The 17190-nt window shown below is 62.8% G+C and carries 14 protein-coding genes and 2 pseudogenes; 9 read left to right on the top strand and 7 right to left on the bottom strand.

What is annotated here, in order from left to right; translation table 11 throughout:
- Positions 1-85: 85 nt before the first annotated feature.
- Positions 86-1111: a quinone-dependent dihydroorotate dehydrogenase gene (locus H9L14_RS12430; RefSeq protein ID WP_187708345.1), complete on the top strand. Its 1026-nt coding sequence runs from the start codon at positions 86-88 to the stop codon at positions 1109-1111.
- Here H9L14_RS12430 and H9L14_RS12425 read toward each other — a convergent pair.
- Positions 1108-2823 carry a gamma-glutamyltransferase family protein gene (locus H9L14_RS12425; RefSeq protein ID WP_187708344.1) on the bottom strand — a complete coding sequence of 572 codons (1716 nt, stop codon included), beginning with the start codon at positions 2821-2823 and terminating at the stop codon, positions 1108-1110. The genes H9L14_RS12430 and H9L14_RS12425 overlap by 4 nt on opposite strands.
- A gap of 97 nt (positions 2824-2920) precedes the next feature.
- On the opposite strand from H9L14_RS12425, the pseudogene H9L14_RS12420 reads away from it, so the two are divergent.
- Positions 2921-4668: pseudogene (locus tag H9L14_RS12420) on the top strand (AMP-dependent synthetase/ligase).
- Here H9L14_RS12420 and H9L14_RS12415 read toward each other — a convergent pair.
- From H9L14_RS12415 to H9L14_RS12405, 3 genes are read right to left on the bottom strand one after another with little or no spacing between them, the layout of a single operon-like run.
- Complete coding sequence (locus tag H9L14_RS12415; protein ID WP_187708343.1) at positions 4669-5067, bottom strand: hypothetical protein; 399 nt, start codon at positions 5065-5067, stop codon at positions 4669-4671.
- A 50-nt stretch (positions 5068-5117) separates the two neighbouring features.
- Positions 5118-5846 carry a hydroxyacylglutathione hydrolase gene (gene gloB / locus H9L14_RS12410; RefSeq protein WP_187708342.1) on the bottom strand — a complete coding sequence of 243 codons (729 nt, stop codon included), beginning with the start codon at positions 5844-5846 and terminating at the stop codon, positions 5118-5120.
- Positions 5846-6262 carry a VOC family protein gene (locus tag H9L14_RS12405; RefSeq protein WP_187708341.1) on the bottom strand — a complete coding sequence of 139 codons (417 nt, stop codon included), beginning with the start codon at positions 6260-6262 and terminating at the stop codon, positions 5846-5848. Before H9L14_RS12405 ends, gloB begins: the two co-directional genes overlap by 1 nt.
- A 107-nt stretch (positions 6263-6369) precedes the next feature.
- On the opposite strand from H9L14_RS12405, the gene H9L14_RS12400 reads away from it, so the two are divergent.
- On the top strand, positions 6370-7122 hold the full coding sequence (locus tag H9L14_RS12400) for an SIMPL domain-containing protein (RefSeq protein ID WP_187708340.1): 753 nt from the start codon (positions 6370-6372) through the stop codon (positions 7120-7122).
- Here the strand turns inward: H9L14_RS12400 and H9L14_RS12395 are convergent.
- The 3 genes from H9L14_RS12395 to H9L14_RS12385 are packed head-to-tail and all read right to left on the bottom strand — an operon-like array spanning position 7119 to position 8940.
- Positions 7119-7793, bottom strand: a complete 675-nt coding sequence (locus H9L14_RS12395; RefSeq protein WP_187708339.1) for a tetratricopeptide repeat protein — start codon at positions 7791-7793, stop codon at positions 7119-7121. The genes H9L14_RS12400 and H9L14_RS12395 overlap by 4 nt on opposite strands.
- Positions 7790-8530 (bottom strand): alpha/beta fold hydrolase, encoded by a 741-nt coding sequence (locus tag H9L14_RS12390; protein WP_187708338.1) that lies wholly within the window; start codon positions 8528-8530, stop codon positions 7790-7792. Before H9L14_RS12390 ends, H9L14_RS12395 begins: the two co-directional genes overlap by 4 nt.
- A gap of 5 nt (positions 8531-8535) precedes the next feature.
- Positions 8536-8940 (bottom strand): DUF411 domain-containing protein, encoded by a 405-nt coding sequence (locus H9L14_RS12385; protein WP_187708337.1) that lies wholly within the window; start codon positions 8938-8940, stop codon positions 8536-8538.
- A 243-nt stretch (positions 8941-9183) separates the two neighbouring features.
- Between H9L14_RS12385 and H9L14_RS12380 the strand changes: the two genes are divergently transcribed.
- The 6 genes and pseudogenes from H9L14_RS12380 to H9L14_RS16200 all read left to right on the top strand — a co-directional run.
- Positions 9184-13131: a beta strand repeat-containing protein gene (locus tag H9L14_RS12380; RefSeq protein ID WP_187708336.1), complete on the top strand. Its 3948-nt coding sequence runs from the start codon at positions 9184-9186 to the stop codon at positions 13129-13131.
- Positions 13128-13709 (top strand): hypothetical protein, encoded by a 582-nt coding sequence (locus H9L14_RS12375; RefSeq protein ID WP_187708335.1) that lies wholly within the window; start codon positions 13128-13130, stop codon positions 13707-13709. The genes H9L14_RS12380 and H9L14_RS12375 overlap by 4 nt, the downstream gene beginning before the upstream one ends.
- 29 nt (positions 13710-13738) lie before the next feature.
- Positions 13739-14755 (top strand): Ig-like domain-containing protein, encoded by a 1017-nt coding sequence (locus H9L14_RS12370; RefSeq protein WP_187708334.1) that lies wholly within the window; start codon positions 13739-13741, stop codon positions 14753-14755.
- Positions 14756-14844: 89 nt separating this feature from the next.
- Complete coding sequence (locus tag H9L14_RS12365) at positions 14845-15540, top strand: calcium-binding protein (protein ID WP_187708333.1); 696 nt, start codon at positions 14845-14847, stop codon at positions 15538-15540.
- Between the two features lie 44 nt (positions 15541-15584).
- The gene (locus tag H9L14_RS12360) at positions 15585-16106 is read left to right on the top strand and encodes a hypothetical protein (RefSeq protein WP_187708332.1); all 522 of its coding nucleotides are present in this window, start codon (positions 15585-15587) and stop codon (positions 16104-16106) included.
- 137 nt (positions 16107-16243) lie between these two features.
- Positions 16244-17149: pseudogene (locus tag H9L14_RS16200) on the top strand (aldo/keto reductase family protein); the annotation flags it as partial.
- Between the last annotated feature and the right edge of the window lie 41 nt (positions 17150-17190).

Raw genomic sequence — 17190 nt, 5'->3', positions numbered from 1 at the left:
CTATTTGTGTCCGATTTAGTGCGTTGCGGGCGAAAACTCAACCGATGTTGATGACGATGCGCCGGAGAGGGATTAAGCGGCTCGCGTGCGCCTTTACTCTCTTGTTCGACCTCTCGCCTTCGCTCTCGACGCAGAGAGAGCGCACCGGCTGACTATTGCTGGCCTGAAAATGATGCCGAAGCTGGATCCGGCCCGGTTTCCGGACTCGCTTCGTTCGACCGTCGCAGGACTCGAATTTCCGTCACCCGTCGGTCTCGCCGCAGGCTTCGACAAGGACGCCGAAGTGCCGGAGCAGATGCTCGGAATGGGTTTTGGCTTCGTCGAGGTCGGGACGGTCACTCCGAAGCCGCAAAAGGGAAACCCCAGGCCGCGGCTATTTCGGCTCGTCGAGGACCGCGCGGTCATCAACCGGATGGGCTTCAATAATGGCGGTCAGGCGGCTGCGTACGAGCGGCTACGGCACGCGACGCACCTGCACGGCGTGATCGGCGTAAACGTCGGCGCCAACAAGGACAGCGCGGACCGCATTGCGGACTATGCAATCGGAGCGCGCAATATGGCGCCGGTCGCGCGCTATCTCACTATCAACATCAGCTCGCCGAACACCCCCGGGCTTCGCGGACTGCAGGAAGAGGGCGAGCTCAGGGAACTCCTCGCGGCAGTCGAGGAAGTTCGGACCGACAAGCCGATCTTCCTCAAGGTCGCGCCCGATCTCGAGCCTGGCGACCACGAGCGAATCGTCCGGGCGGCGCTCGACCATCATGTCGACGCGCTGATCGTGTCCAACACGACGGTGTCGCGGCCGCCGCTCAAGTCACGTCACGCCTCCGAGGCGGGCGGTCTTTCGGGCGAGCCGCTCAAGTCACTCGCATCCGAAGCACTTCGAACATTCCGCAATGCCAGCGGCGGAGAAATCCCGCTGATCGCGGTTGGTGGGATAGCGAACGCCGATGATGCTTGGGAACGGATCAAGGCGGGCGCGAGCCTCGTCCAGCTCTACTCCGCAATGGTCTTCGAAGGGCCGGGAATCGGGCGCGTCATCGCTGCCGGCCTGGCGGGCCTGCTGAAGCGCGAAGGCTTCTCGAGTATCTCGGAAGCTGTCGGAACCTAAGGGCGCGGCAGAGTCAGGACGACCCCTTCGCGCCGCGGGTCCGCTCCTCCGTCGATCTCCCCGTTGCGGATGAGCACGCCGGTCAGGCCCGAATCCTCGCCCTGGCCCGGCTTCAAGTCGATACCGCGCTGGCGGAGCCCTTCGAGGATCTCTGGGGAGAACTTGGTCACCTCTCCCTGGAAGTTGGGACCACGGGCAACGAGGTTCGGGGCCGCGAGCGCATCGGCCATCGTCATGTTCCAATCGACTGACGCGACAAGCGACTTCGCAACGTAAGCAATGATGGAATTGCCGCCGGCCGATCCAATTGCGCCCGCGAACTTGCCGTCAGGCGTCAGCAGGATCGTCGGAACCATCGACGAGCGCGGACGCTTACCGGGCGCAACCGCGTTGGCCGCTGGATTACCCTGGTCGTCTACCGGCTTGAACGCGAAGTCGGTCATCTGGTTGTTGAGGAAGAAGCCGTCGACCATCCGGCCCGACCCGAAGATGCTTTCGACGGTCGTCGTCATCGAGACGACATTGCCGTCGCCATCGCGGATGATGAAGTGCGAGGTGCCTGTCGGCTCGTAGGTGGTATCGTTCGCGGCGACCTTTGCGCCCGCAGGAACGCCAGCGCTTGGAGCAGGGCCGGCGGTCGGGCCGATCAGCTGCACGCGCGACGCGACATATGCTGGATCGAGCAGCCCATCGACTGGCACGCTGGCGATATCGCCGACGTAGCGGTCGCGGTCGGCGTACATCAGGCGACTGGCCTCGGCGAACAGGTACCAGGACTGGGGATCGCTCGGTCCGCGTTGCGCGATGTCAGTGCGCTCGAGCATTTTCATGAGCTCAATAAGGCCTACACCGCTCGACGGCGGAGGCGGGACGCACATGACGTAAACGCGATAGGGCCGGCAGAGTGCCTCGCGTTTCACCGGCCGATAAGTCGCAAGATCGGCCATGGTCATCGAACCACCAAGCGGTCCGGCTCGCGTCCGCTCGACGATCCTCGCTGCGGTCGATCCCGAATAGAGCGCCGCCGGTCCCTGGCTGGCGAGGCGATTCAGGAAGTCGGCGTAAGCGGCGTTCGTCAACCGATCGCCGGCCTCGACCAGACGGCCACCCGGCCCCTGCGAGAAATAGGCGACGACGTCGGGCGCGTGGTTCTCGGCATAATCCGCGTGAACAAGTCTCGCGAGCCGCGGGCTGACGATAAAGCCGTCGCGCGCGGCCTTCTCCGCATCGCCGAACAAGCTGCTCCACGGCAGCTTGCCACGCTCCCCGTGGGCGACGGCCAGCATCCGGACTGCACCCGGAACGCCGGTAGCGCGGCCCGAAAGCACGGCCTCGTCGAACGAAAGCGGAGTGCCGTCGGAGCGGAGAAACATGGTCGAAACGGCCTGCGCGGGCGCGACCTCTCGGCCGTCGAGGACCGAAACCTTGCCGCTACGCCCGTCATAATAGGTCATGAAGGCGCCGCCGCCGACACCTGAGCTTTGCGGCTCGACCAGCGACAGCATGGCCTGGACGGCGATTGCTGCGTCGACGGCGCTGCCGCCCCGCTTCAGGACGTTCAGTCCCGCCTGGGCGGCCAGCGGATTGGCCGCGATGACGAACGGTTCCGCGGCAACGGTCCGTTCGACTTTGGGCTGGGGTGCGGGGATCGTCGCGCAGGCGGGAAGCCATGCGGAAGCGAGCAGAGTGAGCAACAAGCGAAGCGGACGCATGGCTGCCGCGCTAGCGGATGCAGGAAGCTCCGTCCACGCGCTGGCGCTTGCGGCCGTTTCGGCTAAGAAGTCCCTCCGCACAGCATGAAGGGGAGCCATGGCGCGGCAACTCGAATATTTCCCGAACCTCGTCACGATGTTCCTGACGCGATCCCGGGAGAAGGGCGATGCGCCATTCCTCTGGGCCAAGCACGGCGGGGTCTGGGAGCCGATTTCGTGGAGCGAGGCAGCGCGGCAGGTTGCCGCCTTCGCCGACAGCCTGAAGCGGATCGGGATCGAGCCCGGTGACCGGGTCATGCTGGTCAGCGAGAATCGGCCCGAGTGGCTGATCGCCGACCTCGGCATCATGGCCGCCGGCGCGGTGACGGTGCCCGCCTACACGACGAACACGACCCGCGATCACACGCACATACTTGGCAATTCCGGGGCGAAGGCGGTGATCGTTTCAAGCCAGAAGCTTGCACGGAATCTGATTCCCGCCGTGCTGTTCAGCTCGGAATGCCATCACGTCATCGGGATCGAGGATATCCGTACCGGGCAAGCACCCGGAACGGTTGACTTCCATCACTGGGACGAACTGGTCGGGGCCAGCCCGACCTGAAAGCGCTCGAGCAGCGCATGCAATCGGTCGGGCGAAAGGACCTCGCCTGCATCATCTACACCAGCGGCACCGGCGGCGCTCCGCGCGGCGTGATGCAGCACCACGGATCGATCCTGGCGAACTGCGCAGGCGCAGCGGACATCATCTCGACCGACTTCGGATGGGACGATGAGATCTTCCTGTCCTTCCTGCCCGCGAGCCATGCCTACGAGCATACCGGCGGACAGCATTTCCCGATCGGGCTCGGCGCGCAAATCTATTACGCCGAGAGTCTCGAGAAACTGGCTGCGAACATTGAAGAAGTCCGCCCGACCATCATGGTCGTCGTCCCGCGACTGTTCGAAATGCTGCGGGCGCGAATCCTCAAGACGATCGAGGCTTCTGGAGGGATTTCGCAATACCTTCTGCGCCGCGCGCTCTCGATCGGCGCGAGGAAATACGAGGATCGCCGCAACCCGCTCGACCTGCCGATGGACGGAATATTGTCGCTGACGCTTCGCAAGAAGGTACGCGCAAAATTCGGCGGGCGCATGAAGGCGATGGTATCGGGTGGCGCTCCGCTCAATCCGGAAGTGGGCCTGTTTTTCCAATCATTGGGTCTGACGTTCCTGCAAGGCTATGGCCAGACCGAAGCTGGGCCGGTGATCAGCTGCAACCGACCGTCGGCAGGGCTGCGCATGGACAGCGTCGGTCCCCCGGTAAAAGATTGTGAAGTGCGGATCGCCGACGACGGCGAGATCATGGTCCGCGGCGAGCTGGTGATGCACGGCTACTGGCACAATCCGGATGAGACGGCGCGGGTGCTCAGCGACGATGGCTGGCTTGCGACGGGCGACGTCGGCCATCTCGACGAATCCGGCCGGATCGTCATCACTGATCGAAAAAAGGACCTGATCGTCAACGACAAGGGCGACAATGTCTCGCCCCAGCGCGTTGAGGGAATGCTCACGCTCCAGGCGGAAATCGCGCAGGCGATGGTCTTTGGCGACCGCAAGCCGTACCTCGTCGCATTGCTGGTTCCCGAGGCCGAATATGCCGACAAAGCCGATCTTCAGCAGCGGCTGTCAAAGGCGGTCGACAAGGTGAATGCCGACCTCTCAGTGATCGAGCGCATTCGCCGTTTCATTATTGCCGACGAGCCGTTCACGACGGACAATGAAATGCTGACGCCCTCGCTCAAGATCCGACGTCACGTGATCAAGAGCGTATACGGCGAAAGGCTCGACGCTCTCTACGGCAAATAATCAGGTCCGTGTGTAGGGCGTGAAGTCGCCGATCGCGCAGGATCCGACGACCATTCCTGTCCTGACGTCGGCAACGTCGGCAATATCTCCGCGGCACATGCCGGGCCCAGAACTTCGGGTCACGAGCGTGTACCAGCCGGATTTCAGGCCGGAGCATTCGCCGATCAGATGGTTCACGTAAACCGTGCTGCCATTCTTGAAGGCTACAGTGCTGTTGTCGATCGTGACCATCTCGCCGCTACGATAGCTCTGCAAGCAGGTGAGCGGCCTTCCGGCGACCTTACCGGCGATGAGCTTCTGGAATTCGGCCTGGGCTTCGGCGCTGCGGGTCGCGGGTGGAGGCTGCGTGACGCAGCCCGTCAGAGCGGCGGCGGCGAGAAGGAGCGGAATTGCGCGCATGGCATGACTCCTTGTCTTGAGGTTGTGCATCCCTAGAGCGCCCGTGCAGCTTAACGGAAGCTGTCTTTCTCGCTCCGGAGACGCGCAAATTCCTCAACGTCCAATGCGCGAACGAAGGGGTTGGTTGCCCGTTCCTGGGCAACGGTGGTCGGCAGGGTGACTTCGCCACGTTCGCGCATCTCGGAGACTTGCTCCAACCGGCGGGCTACGTCCTGGTTCTCCGGCTCGGCGTGCAGGGCGAAACGGGCGTTCGCCAGCGTATATTCGTGCCCGCAGTAGATGCGGACGTCGTCGGGCAGAGCGGCAATGCGCTGCATATTGGAATACATCTGCTCGGCCGTGCCTTCGAACAGCCGTCCGCAGCCCATCGCGAACATCGTGTCGCCGACGAAGATCATGCCCTCGTCCTCGAAGTAATAGGCGACATGTCCGGCGGTGTGCGCCGGAATATCCCACACTACCGCGTCCGCGCCCGCGATAGTGACTCGGTCGCCTTCGGAAACGATCCGATCGACGGAGCTGACCTTCTGAGCTTCCGCAGGGGCCGTGATCGGCGCGCCGGTTGCGGCCTTGATTCCTTGATTGCCGCCGGTGTGATCCGGGTGCCAGTGCGTGTTCAGTATTTGGGTAAGGCGCAGGCCCTCCGTCGCGACTTCGTCGAGGACCGGGTCACCCACCGACGGATCAACGGCTGCAGTCTCGCCCGTGTCCGGATTGGTGATCAGCCAGACGTAATTGTCGCTGAGAACCGGGACCGCGCTGACCTTGAGGCGGCTCATCACCATTCGCCCGTGTTCGGCATCGAGGCCCAGGGTTCGGCCGGTGCGAGCGAGCCGCCTTTCTGAAGCAGCTCGATCGAGATGTTGTCAGGGGTGCGGATGAAAGCCATGTGCCCGTCGCGCGGCGGGCGGTTGATGGTCACGCCCGCCTCCCTCAGCCGTCTGCACGTCTCGTAAATGTCGTCGACCTGGTAGGCGAGATGGCCGAAGTTGCGGCCGCCGCCGTAACCTATTTCATCCCAATTGTGCGTGAGCTCGACCTCGCCGCCCTCGTCACCCGGAACGCCGAGGAAGATCAGCGAGAAGCGCCCGGATTCATTGTCCATTTGCCGCCGCTTCTCGAGTCCCAGCAGTTGAAAAAATGCAACAGTGGCGTCGGGATCCGACACACGGATCATGCTGTGCAGGAATTTCATTTCGCCTCACTCAATTCATCGCTATTATTGCACGGTTCGTCGACGATACTGACCGGCGATGGTGTCCGGTGATCGTCAGCATTACGACGAACGCAGGGTAACTTTCCATGATCCAGAAGCTGCAGGACAGCCGCGCCGTCCTTTTGGGCGCGGTGGGGATTTTTGCTTTGGGTTTGACGACAAGCGGTTATGCGCTGGGCGATGGCCTCCGCCGCTACAAGCTGGCCGAGCACCGAACGGTTACCGTCCGCGGCGTTTCCGAGCGCAACGTGACTGCCGACCTTGCGACCTGGTCGGTCAACTTCTCGCACCAGGGCACCGAGCTTGCCCCGGTCCAGCAAGCTGTCGACCAGCAGGCGCGCGCTGTGCGTGCCTTCTTCCTGCGCTCCGGATTCAAGCCGCAGGAGATCACCGATTACGACGTGTCCTTGAACCGTGAGCAGCCGACCGATCGCGAAGGTGAGCCCGTCGGCCCGCAAAAGTTGACGGTCAGCCGGTCGATCCAGCTTCGCACCAATGACATTACGAAGGTTCGTGGCGCCTACGCACGCCAGGCCGAACTCCTGCGGGACGGGGTCGAGCTCGTGGGAAGCGGAAGCAACGTCAGCTTTACGTTCACCAAGCTCAACGCGCTGAAGCCGGAGATGATCGCCGAGGCCAACCAGAACGCTAGGCGAAGCGCCGAGCAATTCGCGCGCGACAGCGGGGTCTCGGTCGGAAAGATGAAGACCGCCAGCCAGGGTTATTTCTCGGTCGGCGCTCGCGACGGTGAAGACTGCGACGACTGCGGTTCGTCGGGCGGCAGTTCGCCGTTCCAGAAAGTTCGCGTCGTGACGACGATCGACTACGACCTCGGTTAGCGGGCCGTAGCAGTGGCCGGCGCGGGGAGCATTGAAAGCGCTTCCCGCGCCGCCTGTCCCGACTTGCCCTTGGGATCGGCGGCGGAGGCCCGCGACCAGTAATCCCGTGCGGCCGCGAGGTCGCCGGCGAAGTGATAGACGTGACCCGCCTCGAACAGGATCGTCGGATTGTTGGGCTCCAGCGTCAGCGCCTTTCCGATCGCCTCCTTGGCAGTCACGGCGTCGTTTTCGCGGATCGCGAGCGCGGCAGAGAAATACCAGAGGAACGGGTCCTCCGAAACGGTCCGCGCGGCTTCGGTAACTTTCGAGCGGGCCATCTTGAGGTCGTTCTGCGCTTCGGCGGCGCGTGCACGATCCAGCAAGGCTTCGCCGCGCTGCTCCGCTTGCAGACCCGCCCCGGTAAGCGCTTTGTCGAGCGCCATCGCGGCTTTTCCGGGCTGATTGGCGGCGATCCACATATTGCCGGCAGCAGCCCAGAGGCGGGCTTTCTCCGCCTCGTTTTCGCTTTGCGCATTGGCGGCCTGCTCGAAGGCCTGAGCGGCTTCTTCCGAGTTGCCGGCACTGCTCGCCTGCAGCGCCCGGCAGGTGAAGGCCTGCGGGGTCACGACGTCTGGACATGCAGCGGCCGGCGCCTGGACGGCGGCAATTGCGGCGGCGATGGCAAGGATCATTCGGAAGGCTCCAAAAGGGCGGCGACGGTCCGCCGGATCGCGTCAATCTCATGCGGAGCCGAAAGCCGATGCCCGCCGCCCTTGATCACCGTCACCTGCACATCGCCTGAACGCAGCCGATCCGTGAGGCGGAAGGCAATGTCCAGCGGCACGTCCTCGTCCCGGTCGCCGTGAACCAGGCGAACCGGGCAGTGGATCGCAATTTCGGAGTCGAGCAGGCGCATCGCTTCGCCCGACTCCCAGAAACGCAGCGTCGTCAGCTGCGGTTGGTCGCCGTACGGGTTCGGCTGCTCCAGCCTGCCTTCGCGGCGGAGCGTAGTCTTTTCGGCATCCGTATAGCCCCATTCGGTGAAGTCCGGCGCGGCCGCGATCCCGACCAGAGCTGCGAGTCGCTCCGGCCGCCGCAATGCCAGATGAAGCGCGATCCAGCCGCCCATCGACGACCCGACAAGCACGACCGGCCCATCGGTCAGGCGATCAAGCACCGCGGTCGCTTCGTCGGTCCAACGCTCCAGCGTGCCATCCTCGAATCTGCCCTCTGACGAGCCGGTCCCTGAATAGTCGAAGCGCAGCATCGCCAACCCATGATCGGCCGCGAATGCATCCAGCGCGACGGCCTTCGAGCCATCCATGTCGGAAGCGTATCCGGGCAGGAAAACCAGAGTCGGGCCGCGCCCCTCGCGCTTGCGATAGGCGAGGCTCGGGCCCCTATCTTGTTCGAAGAATGCAACGCTCATTTCAGTCAGTGTGAAGCGAAGACTCGAGTCTTTCCACTCTTGTCGAACAGGACGACCTTGTACGGCTCCTTGAGGTCACCCTGTTCCATGCCGGGCGATCCGACAACCATGTCGGGAACCGCAACTCCGGTAGCCTTCGGCTTGGTCGTCAGCAGGCGCTTCACGTCGGACGCGGGCACATGACCCTCGATGACGTAGCCGCCGATCGTGCTCGTGTGACAGGATCGAAGATTGTCCGGAACGCCGAGTTTACGGGCGGTCGGACTCACGTTTTCGACGTCTCGGACCTGAACTGTGAAGCCGGCCTTCTTCATGTGCTCGACCCAATGCTTGCAGCAGCCGCAATAGGCGCTCTTAGTGACGATGAGGGTCGCCGCCGTTGCGCTTTCCGCGCAGGCGAGCAGCGCCAACGGTGCGAGACTCTAAAGATCGTGCGGCTCTTCATTTCAGTCCCTCGGATGCCCATTCGCGCCGTTGTCCATCACGATTCTGGCGGGAAGCGAAAACCATAGCTCCCCGAGTGTGAAAAGTCCGGATTGTCCGATTTTGAGACATTTATTCAGATTAAGGCATTGGCACAAATCAAGAAATTCCACATAGTTAACGAAAGTTAAACCGACTCGCGGGGGCGGGTCGCGTCGCGCGGGGGAATTATGGCCACGAACACCAGCGGTGGAACGACCAGCTCGTTCATGAACACGCCTCAGGCGAAGGACGACCTCTACAACGTCTACGAAGACAATATCTGGACGTTCGACGTCATGGCGAACGATCTTGGCGGTAACGCGAAGATCCTCTGGTCGATCGACGACTCCAACTTGGACGGCACATTCGGCGTCCCGGCCAGCGGCGACGGCACTTATGATCTCCTGAAGCAGGACGCGGCGCTAGTTCCGGAGCTGAGTGACCTCGGTGCGCGCATCTGGATCGATTCCGGAAAGATCAAATACGACGCCTCGCTCTTCAATTACCTCGGCGCGGGTCAGTCGATCTCCGACCATTTCACCTACGCGATCCGCATGTCGAACGGCACGCTCAGCTGGGCCACCGTCACGGTCACCATCACCGGTACGAATGATGGTCCGGACATCAGGCTGGTTGGAATCGACAGTGCATCGGCAGGGATTGCCGAAAGCAATTCAGGGTTAAGTGCGAATGGCACCTTGACGGTGTTCGACCCTGACACGGCGGACTCGGTCAATGTCTCGGTCAGTTCGGTCAGCGTTGGCGGTACGGGAGGCACCGGCGGTCTGACCAATGCTCAACTGCTGGGGATGCTGAGCCTTACCGGCAACAATGCGAATGCCGCAAATGGCACGCAGGGGAGCCTGGGCTGGTGGTTCAACTCTGGCAGCCAGGCGTTTGATTATCTTGCGGTCGGCCAGACGCTGGTCCTGACCTACACGCTGATTGGGACGGACGGCAACGGCGGTTCCGACACGCAGCCTGTCACGATCACCATCACCGGCACCAATGATGGTCCGGACATCAGGCTGGTTGGAAGCGACAGTGCATCGGCAGGGATTGCCGAAAGCAATTCAGGGTTAAGTGCGAATGGCACCTTGACGGTGTTCGACCCTGACACGGCGGACTCGGTCAATGTCTCGGTCAGTTCGGTCAGCGTTGGCGGTACGGGAGGCACCGGCGGTCTGACCAATGCTCAACTGCTGGGGATGCTGAGCCTTACCGGCAACAATGCGAATGCCGCAAATGGCACGCAGGGGAGCCTGGGCTGGTGGTTCAACTCTGGCAGCCAGGCGTTTGATTATCTTGCGGTCGGCCAGACGCTGGTCCTGACCTACACGCTGATTGGGACGGACGGCAACGGCGGTTCCGACACGCAGCCTGTCACGATCACCATCACCGGCACCAACGACGGCCCGACGGCGAATGCCGACACGGCGAGCACCGACGAGGACAGCTCGGTGCTGATCAATGTGCTTGCCAACGACACCGATCCGGACACGTCGGACACGCTCGTCGTGACCGCGGCGGCGGTGACCACCGGCCTTGGCGCGGCGACGATCGAGAGCGGCCAGGTCCGCTACGATCCGGGCAGCGCCTACAACTATCTGGCGGTCGGCGAGAGCGAGACGGTGGTGATCACCTACTCGATCAGCGACGGCAACGGCGGCACGTCGACCTCGACGGCGACGGTGACGGTGACCGGCACCAACGACGGCCCGACGGCGAATGCCGACACGGCGAGCACCGACGAGGACAGCTCGGTGCTGATCAATGTGCTTGCCAACGACACCGATCCGGACACGTCGGACACGCTCGTCGTGACCGCGGCGGCGGTGACCACCGGCCTTGGCGCGGCGACGATCGAGAGCGGCCAGGTCCGCTACGATCCGGGCAGCGCCTACAACTATCTGGCGGTCGGCGAGAGCGAGACGGTGGTGATCACCTACTCGATCAGCGACGGCAACGGCGGCACGTCGACCTCGACGGCGACGGTGACGGTGACCGGCACCAACGACGGCCCGACGGCGAATGCCGACACGGCGAGCACCGACGAGGACAGCTCGGTGCTGATCAATGTGCTTGCCAACGACACCGATCCGGACACGTCGGACACGCTCGTCGTGACCGCGGCGGCGGTGACCACCGGCCTTGGCGCGGCGACGATCGAGAGCGGCCAGGTCCGCTACGATCCGGGCAGCGCCTACAACTATCTGGCGGTCGGCGAGAGCGAGACGGTGGTGATCACCTACTCGATCAGCGACGGCAACGGCGGCACGTCGACCTCGACGGCGACGGTGACGGTGACCGGCACCAACGACGGCCCGACGGCGAATGCCGACACGGCGAGCACCGACGAGGACAGCTCGGTGCTGATCAATGTGCTTGCCAACGACACCGATCCGGACACGTCGGACACGCTCGTCGTGACCGCGGCGGCGGTGACCACCGGCCTTGGCGCGGCGACGATCGAGAGCGGCCAGGTCCGCTACGATCCGGGCAGCGCCTACAACTATCTGGCGGTCGGCGAGAGCGAGACGGTGGTGATCACCTACTCGATCAGCGACGGCAACGGCGGCACGTCGACCTCGACGGCGACGGTGACGGTGACCGGCACCAACGACGGCCCGACGGCGAATGCCGACACGGCGAGCACCGACGAGGACAGCTCGGTGCTGATCAATGTGCTTGCCAACGACACCGATCCGGACACGTCGGACACGCTCGTCGTGACCGCGGCGGCGGTGACCACCGGCCTTGGCGCGGCGACGATCGAGAGCGGCCAGGTCCGCTACGATCCGGGCAGCGCCTACAACTATCTGGCGGTCGGCGAGAGCGAGACGGTGGTGATCACCTACTCGATCAGCGACGGCAACGGCGGCACGTCGACCTCGACGGCGACGGTGACGGTGACCGGCACCAACGACGGCCCGACGGCGAATGCCGACACGGCGAGCACCGACGAGGACAGCTCGGTGCTGATCAATGTGCTTGCCAACGACACCGATCCGGACACGTCGGACACGCTCGTCGTGACCGCGGCGGCGGTGACCACCGGCCTTGGCGCGGCGACGATCGAGAGCGGCCAGGTCCGCTACGATCCGGGCAGCGCCTACAACTATCTGGCGGTCGGCGAGAGCGAGACGGTGGTGATCACCTACTCGATCAGCGACGGCAACGGCGGCACGTCGACCTCGACGGCGACGGTGACGGTGACCGGCACCAACGACGGCCCGACGGCGAATGCCGACACGGCGAGCACCGACGAGGACAGCTCGGTGCTGATCAATGTGCTTGCCAACGACACCGATCCGGACACGTCGGACACGCTCGTCGTGACCGCGGCGGCGGTGACCACCGGCCTTGGCGCGGCGACGATCGAGAGCGGCCAGGTCCGCTACGATCCGGGCAGCGCCTACAACTATCTGGCGGTCGGCGAGAGCGAGACGGTGGTGATCACCTACTCGATCAGCGACGGCAACGGCGGCACGTCGACCTCGACGGCGACGGTGACGGTGACCGGCACCAACGACGGCCCGGATATCCGAGCTGCAGCCGGAGACAGCGCATCCGCCACACTTCCCGAAACCAATGCGGGCCTGACGGCCAGCGGCACATTGACGGTCACCGATGCAGATACGACCGATACGATTTCTACGTCGATCGCGTTAACGACGGTAACCGGCAATGCGGGCAGCCTGACCAATCCGCAGCTGCTGGCGATGCTGTCAGTCACGCCGAACAGCGGGCTCGCTGCGAACACCGGCGACGCCAACAATCTGACTTGGAACTTCAACTCCGGCGGGCAGGCGTTCAACTATCTCCCCGCGGGCCAGTCGCTGCAGCTGACCTACACGCTGACCGTCAGCGACGGGAACGGCGGCACCGATACGCAAAACGTCACGGTCACTATCCAGGGAACCAACGACGCGCCGGTGCTGACGGGCGACTTTGCCGCCCCGATCAACGAAGGCGGTTCGTATCAGCTTACCCTGGCCGATCTCAACTTCACGGATTCGGACGATAGCGCCGCGGACGTGACCTTCACGGTCAGCGGGCTCAGCAACGGCACCCTTTTCGTCAACGGAGTAGCGCAGAGCACGTTTACGGGGCGCAGCTGGCCGCCGGCCTGGTGACCTTCACCCATAATGGGTCGGAGACGATCACGGCGGGCTTCAACGTGTCGGTCGAGGACGGCAACGAGGATGCTTCGGCGCCGGTCGCCCAACCATTCAACTTCACCGTCACGCCAGTCAACGACGCGCCGGTCAACACGGTGCCGGGGGCGCAATCGGTCAATGAAGACACAGCTAAGGTCTTCAGCACCGCCAACGGCAATGCAATCTCGATCAGCGACGCGGACGCTGGAAGCAATAACGTCCAGGTGACCCTGAGCGTCGCCAGCGGCACGTTGACGATGGGTTCGCTGGTGGGGCTGACGGTGACTGCCGGAGCGAACGGTTCGTCGACGGTTACCGTGCAGGGCACGCAGGCGGCGATTAACGCCGGACTTCAGGGCCTGACATACCAGGGCAACCTGAACTTCAATGGCGGCGACAGCCTGTCGATCGTCACCAGCGATCTCGGCAATAGTGGAAGCGGCGGAGCGCTGACGGATACCGACAGCGTCGCGATTACGGTCAATGCCGTGAACGATGCGCCGGTGATCGATGTAAATGGGCGAACACGTACACGATCAGCGGCCCCGCGATAGTAATCGATTCCTCGATTCCGATTTCCGATGTGGACAGCACTCAACTGAATGGCGCGACCATCCAGATTACGGGCGGCCGTCAGGCGGGCGATACGCTGAACTTCACGAACCAGAACGGTATTTCCGGTTCGTATAATAGTAGCACAGGATTGCTCACGCTTACGGGGACCGCCACGCTGGCAAACTATCAGGCGGCGCTGCAGTCGATTACCTTCGGCACGACGAGCCTGTCCACAACTCAACGAACCATTACGTTCGAAGTTACCGACACTGGCAACACGCCGAGTGCAACGGATACTGCCGTCGTCAATATAGCGGCAGACACAACCGCGCCGACGATAGTCAGCGAGGTCGTCACGAGCGCAACCGGCATTCAGGCTGGACGGGTCAACGCAGGCGACGTGGTCAGCGTCACGGTGACTATGAGTGAAGTGGTCAACGTGACTGGTACACCAAGACTGGCACTGAACATTGGTGGAACGACCGTTCAGGCGAATTACGCCTCTGGCAGCGGTACGAACACGCTCGTTTTCACCTACACGATTCTGGCAGGACAGACCGACACCAACGGCATCGCGATCAATGCCAACGCGCTGACCTTGAACGGTGGAACCATTCGCGACACGTCGAACAACAATGCGGTTCTCACCGCTGGCGCTGTTGGAGACAATGCCGCATTCATCGTCGATACGACGGCGCCGACGGTAGTCTCAATCACTTCCAGCCCGTCGTTGAGCGGAAATACCGCGACTTCGACCGTTACGTTCCAATTCAGCGAAGCGGTCTCCGGTTTCGATCTGTCGGATCTTACGGTGAGTCCAAACCGGGGTACGTTGAGCAATCTTATTCAGGTCGATGGCGATACTTACACGGCGACCTTCACCCGAACCAATAACGGCTCAGTCGGAATAAATGTCGGTACCGGCTATTTGGACTTGGCGGGTAATACTGGAACAGCTTTCAACTCGCCCAACCTTCCCGCCGGTGTTGCTGGCGAACCCATCAATCTCGGGCTTTCGGATCCGACTGATCAAGGGCACTCGTAACAGTCACGATTGGCAATCTGCCCGAGGGCTGGACGCTGGATGGCGGCACTCTGAATGCGGACGGCTCTTGGACGATCCTGACCACCGACGTGAGTTCGCTCACCGTGACTACGCCGGCCGACTACGCTGGTGCGGAGTTGGTCAATGTGAGCATCTCCTGGACCAATTCCGACGGCTCTACTGAGACAATGTCCTTGTCGGACAATATCGAGGCTTATGCAGCAGGAAATCCGATCTTCGCCTGGTCGGGCGACGACACGCTTACCGGCTCGGCAGGCGCGGACATGTTCGTGTTCTCCCAGCCGATTGGTGCGGACACAGTCCATAACTTCGACGTGTCCGCCGATACGATCGACCTGATCGGCTATGGTGTCAGCGATTTCAGTGGCCTTTCAATCACCGATACGGCTGAAGGTGCGTTGATCACGCTGGCAGACGGCCAATCGATCCTGCTGGACGGCGTGTCGTTGTCCTCGTTGACTGCCTCCAATTTCGTGTTCGACGTCTCACCGACGGTGACGAACAGCGGAACGATTACCATCGGCAACGGCGCAATGCTGCCGTTGAGTGGAACGATCGACAATAGTGGGACGATCAGCCTCGAATCGGCCGGCGCGACCACCGTCATGCAGCTGATCCAGTACGGCATCACGCTTCAGGGCGGCGGCAATCTCGTCCTGTCGGACAGCGCAAGCAATGTGATTTCCGGAACGCTCCCGACCGTGACGTTCACCAACGTCGACAACGTCATCTCTGGGCGGGGCAGCTCGGCGGCGGTTCGCTGACGCTGATCAATGGCGGGACCATCGTCGCGGATGGCGGGAACGCCTTGGTCATCGACACCGGGGTCAATGCCGTCACCAACACTGGTACGATCGAAGCGACCGGCCTCGGCGGGCTCGAGATCGTCGGAACGATCTCGAACAGCGGTACGCTGCTCGCAGATGGAAGCAGCATCCTGATCGGCGGGAACCTGACGGGCAGCGGTGACGTGCTGATGAATGGCATTTCGACCGTAGAGTTCGGAGCTGGTTCGTCCAACGACGTCACGCTCGACGCCGGAGCTTCTGGCCTGATTGTCTTCGATGACGCCGACGGATTCAGCGGAAGCATCTCCGGACTCGACTTCAATGATCAAATTGACCTTCTGGACGTGGTCTTTGATGCCGGCACCTCGATGAGCTTTGCGGACAACGGAAATGGTAGTGGCGTGCTAACGATCACCGACGCCACCCACTCCGTGCAGCTGGTGCTGGTCGGCGATTACCGGATTGAGGACTTCATCCTGGCATCGAACGGACAGGGCGGGTCGCTGCTGACAAACAACGTCGGAGATCTGCTCTTCCCGTAATCGTTCGATGGGTGAGCCGTGGGCGCTGGTCTTAGATCAGCGCCTCACGTTTGACGTCCGACCGAAGCAGACCTTTCGACATCCGTTGCGCGAACCTAGATAGGCGCCTCGCGTCACCCGACGAAAAGGAGCCCGCCATGAAATACCGCAGACTCGGCGACAGCGATCTTACCGTTTCCGAAATCTCCCTGGGCTCCTGGCTGACCTACGGGGTAGGGGTCGAAGCCGACAAGGCGCGCGCCTGCCTCGACGCGGCGTTCGATGTCGGGATCAATTTCATCGACACCGCTAACGTTTACGGCCGCGGCGCCGCCGAAACGTTCCTCGGCGAGGCTCTGAAATCTCGGCCGCGTGACAGCTACGTCCTTGCGACCAAGCTCTACTTTCCGATGTCGGACACCGATTTCGGGCTGTCGCGAGCGCAGGTCGAGAAGCAGCTCGATGCTTCGCTGAAGCGGCTTCAGACCGATTACGTCGATCTCTACCAGTGCCACCGCTACGATAGCGGAACGCCGCTCGAAGAGACGATGGAGGCGCTCACCCGCGCGGTCGAAAGCGGGAAGGTCCGCTACATCGGATTTTCCGAATGGCCGGCGGACAAGATACGCGAAGCGCTGGAACTCTCGAAGTCGCGCGGCTTTGCCAAGTTCGTCTCGAGCCAGCCCCAATATTCGCTCGTCTGGCGAGAGCCGGAGCAGGAAGTCATTCCGATCTCGGCCGACAATGGCATTTCGCAGATCGTCTGGTCGCCGCTCGGGCAGGGTGTGCTCACTGGCAAATACGATCCCGACAAGCCGCCGCCGGCTGGAACACGCGCCACAAGCGAAGAGATGGGCGGCTTCATCAAGCGGCTGATGCAGCCTCAGCTGCTGCGCGCGGTTCAGCGTCTGAAACCGATTGCCGAAGAAGCGGGACTGTCTCTTCCACAATTCGCGCTGGCCTGGATTCTTCGCGAGCACAATGTAGCCTCGGCGATCATCGGTGCGTCGCGGCCCGAACAGGTGCACGACAATGCCGGCGCGTCTGGGGCAACTGTAGATCCGGAACTCTTCCAACGGCGGAAGCGGTCCTCGGCGAGGCAATG

This window comes from Sphingomonas sediminicola, from assembly GCF_014489515.1.
Classification (GTDB): Bacteria; Pseudomonadota; Alphaproteobacteria; order Sphingomonadales; family Sphingomonadaceae; genus Sphingomicrobium; species Sphingomicrobium sediminicola.
Note: the sequence above shows the minus strand (reverse complement) of the source record. Positions and strands in the feature narration are given on the sequence as shown.